Here is a 3,128-nt window from a genome sequence, read left to right as displayed (position 1 = left end):
AAAATGGCTTAACCGTCTCTACTAAAATGTGTCCAAGATATTGACTCAAATCCAATCAATGGACATTATCGTTTTGTTTCTCCAAAAGCAAGAGATAAAAATAAACGAAGAAGAGAATCTGTAAGATGGTGGCAAAACTATATCAATACAGAGGAGAAAACACGACTGAGTATTGTGAGAGAAAAACCAACATTAAGGCAGTCTGAAGCGTGGACTGATAAACAAGTGTCAAAGACAATCGCAAAGGTTTATATGGCAAAATACGAAGCCTACGGTATCGATCAGGCAGAAGTCTTTTTACAAGACTTACTTCGCAGGGGAGTTGAAAAGTTTACTGATAATGACGAAAAGGAGATTGAACAATATGTACGTGAACAACAAAGCTCTGAATATTGGGGCATAAAAAAAGCCGACTTGTGAAAGAAGTCGACATAGAAAAAATATTCTAGATAAATTATAACACGAAAGGAAAAAAATACAATGACAAATAATGTAATGACTAATAAAGACTTAATTGAAATGGGCTATCGTCCCTCAACAGTAAACCATATTATCCATCAAGCTAGAAATTTAATGGTGGAACGTGGTTACACTTTCTATGATCGAAAACGACTCATGGTTGTTCCTAGGAGTGCCGTTTCAGAAGTAATTGGACTCGAGGTATAGCTTATGGCAAATGCAAGATATAGAAGGAGAGGGAATCAAAATCTATGGGCTTATGAAATACGTGAGGAAGGTAAAACAGTTGCCTATAATAGTGGTTTTAAAACTAAGAAACTAGCAGAGGCAGAAGCAGAGCCGATTCTCCAAAAGTTAAGAACTGGAAGCATTATTACAAAAGATATTTCTTTACCAGAACTTTATCAAGAGTGGTTAGATTTAAAGATTATACCTAGTAATAGAAGTGATGTGACGAAAAAGAAATATCTTAGCCGTAAGGTAACGTTAGAAAAGCTATTTGGAGATAAACCAATCTCTCAAATCAGACCTAGTGAATATCAACGGATTATGAATAACTATGGTAATAGGGTTAGTCGTAATTTCCTAGGTCGTTTAAATACTGGTGTGAAACAAAGTTTACAGATGGCTATCGCTGATAAAGTTATGATTGAAGATTTCACTCAACATGTAGAATTATTTTCGACAGCAAAAAGTCAAGATGCGGATAGTAAATACCTTCATAATGAAAAGGATTATTTAGATTTAATAAGTGCTATAAAAGGTAAATTCGATTATAAGAAATCTGTTGTACCTTATATTATCTATTTCTTATTAAAAACAGGTATGAGATATGGTGAATTGATTGCTCTAACTTGGGAAGATATTGATTTTGATAGGGGAGTCTTTAAAACCTATAGAAGATTCAACTCTGAAACGAGTCAGTTTGTTCCACCAAAAAATAAAACGTCAATCAGAATTGTTCCAGTTGATAATGAATGTCTAGAAATATTGAAAAATTTTCAGAGTGAACAAAATCAATCAAATAAAGAGCTTGGATTACAAAATACAAACAATATGGTATTTCAACATTTTGGTTATCCTAATAGTGTACCAAGTACAAACGGTACAAATAAGGTTCTGAGAGGTATCGTTCAAGAGTTGAACATAGTCCCTATCATTACGACAAAAGGTGCTAGACACACCTATGGGAGCTTCCTGTGGCATCGAGGATATGACTTAGGAATTATTGCGAAAATTCTTGGTCATAAAGATATATCTATGCTAATTGAAGTATACGGTCACACGCTTGAAGAAAAAATTCAAGAAGAGTACAATGAGATAAAACAGCTTTGGCAATAATTTGATAATAAGGGATTAATAGTGACAGATGAAGAATTTGTAGCTTTAGTAAAACAAAAAAGTATTGGAAAAAAAATAGCTCTAACAATAAAGAAGATTTTAAAGAATTTTTTGGTGATGAAGATTTTTCAGAGTATGAATATTTATTTTCGGATGAGTTTTAAAATATAAGTTAAGTTATTAACTGGAATAAAGAAAAATAGCCAAGTATAAATGGCTATTTTTATATTTAATTGCTATATTTTCTAATTGTAGGTGATTTATAATCTTTAATGAAGCTTTCAATTTCAATTATATCATCTGAGAATAAGATGTTATTCCTATCATCTTGACTTAAGAAGCCTTCAGACACCATATGATCAAACATATTTCTTAGGTGATTAAAATAACCATCGATATTATAAAGAACGCATGGACTATCATTTTGACCAATTCGAGACCAAGAGATTACCTCTGAAATTTCCTCTAAAGTTCCTGGTCCACCAGGTAATGCAATAAATGCTTCTCCGAGAGCCATCATTTTCCCTTTTCGTTGTGGCATATTTTCTACAACAATAAGCTCTGATAAATTAATGTGGGCGATTTCTCTATCTTTTAAAAATGTAGGCATAACACCAATTGCTTGGCCTCCATTATTAATAATGGTATCAGCAATTACTCCCATTAAGCCAACTTTTCCGCCACCATAAACTAAATCATGATTATTCTTAATCATCCATTCACCAAGTTCTACTGTTCTCTGACTGTAGATTGGGTTATTTCCGTTACTTGCACCGCAAAAGATGGTTATTTTCATTCTTCAAATCTCTTTTCTAATTTGTTTTTATGTGTCTCAATAATTTCTTCTAAGGAAATGTTGTATTGATCTGCAAGAATAAATATATTATCCAATACATCCCCAAGCTCTTCTTTGATATCGTTTAAATTTTCGTTGCTTGATTTCTCGATTTCATCTGGTCTATCACGACCAATTTCATATTTTCGAATAGCTTGCGCTAATTCCCCAACCTCTTCGCATAAAAAATTACTTCTTATAAATGAGTTATACTGGTACCAATTTCTGTTTTTGTAAAATTCACTAACCCATTTTTGATAAGCTGTTATATCCATTTGAACCTCCCAAAATATCTTATAGAATTATATCATATTATAAATTAAAAGAAGTAGTTAAGGCAATTTTGGATTACAATGTTCGTGAATGAAGTGAGAAACATTTAATCATATTTTGAAATTTAGATTAAATAAGTTTAATTACGTAGTTTAAAATAGAAAAAATGGTTCTGTTGCAAAGTTTTAAATCTACTATCAAATAAGGTAGAATAATAGAA

5 protein-coding genes are annotated in these 3,128 nt (G+C 31.9%); 3 read left to right on the top strand and 2 right to left on the bottom strand.

The genetic code is table 11. The features are described from left to right. The first annotated feature begins 39 nt into the window (after positions 1 to 39). Genes ACTHW2_RS12300 through ACTHW2_RS12290 form a run of 3 tightly spaced genes read left to right on the top strand, consistent with a single transcriptional unit; the run spans position 40 to position 1,800 of the window. Positions 40 to 420 (top strand): replication initiation factor domain-containing protein, encoded by a 381-nt coding sequence (locus ACTHW2_RS12300; RefSeq protein WP_442264198.1) that lies wholly within the window; start codon positions 40 to 42, stop codon positions 418 to 420. 60 nt (positions 421 to 480) lie between these two features. Further along, a complete protein-coding gene (locus ACTHW2_RS12295; protein WP_058128867.1) occupies positions 481 to 666 on the top strand; it encodes a DUF3173 domain-containing protein in 186 nt (61 codons plus the stop codon). Between the two features lie 3 nt (positions 667 to 669). Next, the gene (locus tag ACTHW2_RS12290) at positions 670 to 1,800 is read left to right on the top strand and encodes a tyrosine-type recombinase/integrase (protein ID WP_368281616.1); all 1,131 of its coding nucleotides are present in this window, start codon (positions 670 to 672) and stop codon (positions 1,798 to 1,800) included. Positions 1,801 to 2,029: 229 nt separating this feature from the next. Here ACTHW2_RS12290 and ACTHW2_RS12285 read toward each other — a convergent pair whose 3' ends face one another. Next, positions 2,030 to 2,596 carry a TIGR00730 family Rossman fold protein gene (locus ACTHW2_RS12285; RefSeq protein ID WP_024636404.1) on the bottom strand — a complete coding sequence of 189 codons (567 nt, stop codon included), beginning with the start codon at positions 2,594 to 2,596 and terminating at the stop codon, positions 2,030 to 2,032. Further along, positions 2,593 to 2,910, bottom strand: a complete 318-nt coding sequence (locus ACTHW2_RS12280) for a MazG nucleotide pyrophosphohydrolase domain-containing protein (RefSeq protein WP_024636405.1) — start codon at positions 2,908 to 2,910, stop codon at positions 2,593 to 2,595. Before ACTHW2_RS12280 ends, ACTHW2_RS12285 begins: the two co-directional genes overlap by 4 nt. Positions 2,911 to 3,128 lie beyond the last annotated feature (218 nt).

This window comes from Tissierella sp., assembly GCF_052089545.1.
In the GTDB taxonomy this organism is placed as follows: Bacteria; Bacillota; Clostridia; order Tissierellales; family Tissierellaceae; genus Tissierella_A.
Note: the sequence above shows the minus strand (reverse complement) of the source record. Positions and strands in the feature narration are given on the sequence as shown.

Bases quoted from the DNA above. Each gene is read 5' to 3' on its own strand.
- ACTHW2_RS12290 (WP_368281616.1), top strand. From the start codon at position 670: ATGGCAAATGCAAGATATAGAAGGAGAGGGAATCAAAATCTATGGGCT.
- ACTHW2_RS12280 (WP_024636405.1), bottom strand. From the start codon at position 2,910: ATGGATATAACAGCTTATCAAAAATGGGTTAGTGAATTTTACAAAAAC.
- ACTHW2_RS12285 (WP_024636404.1), bottom strand. From the start codon at position 2,596: ATGAAAATAACCATCTTTTGCGGTGCAAGTAACGGAAATAACCCAATC.
- ACTHW2_RS12295 (WP_058128867.1), top strand. From the start codon at position 481: ATGACAAATAATGTAATGACTAATAAAGACTTAATTGAAATGGGCTAT.